Source organism: Vogesella mureinivorans (assembly GCF_007644035.1).
Classification (GTDB): domain Bacteria; phylum Pseudomonadota; class Gammaproteobacteria; order Burkholderiales; family Chromobacteriaceae; genus Vogesella; species Vogesella mureinivorans.
On the sequence record NZ_VMTV02000248.1, the window covers coordinates 1 to 319 of the forward strand.

At 40.1% G+C, this 319-nt stretch carries 1 pseudogene; it reads left to right on the plus strand.

Features of this window, described 5'->3' with window-relative positions:
- A pseudogene (locus FLQ44_RS08120) lies at nt 1-319 on the plus strand (hypothetical protein); the annotation flags it as partial.

Consider the following 319-nt stretch of genomic DNA (forward strand, 5'->3'; position numbering starts at 1 on the left):
TGCTAAACAAAATATTAGCCAAGCATCTATTCCCGTAGCGAGTGAGGAAGCTTCAACAGTCGATGTCGCTGCAGATGATCAACGTTCTCGGTTAACAGTAAATTTAAAAAATAGTGGCGCTTTTACAACACGTGTAGAAGGCAATACTTTTATTTTAAAAATTAATAATGCCAATCAAGCACCGAGCTTACCAAGTTATGTATCTCCGACGGTCAATAAGCAAAATCAAGGGATTGCTGATATTGGCTTCCAACGTGGAAATACTGGCGAAGGACAAGTAATTGTGAGTCTTTCGGGTGCAAATACCCCAGTGGATGTT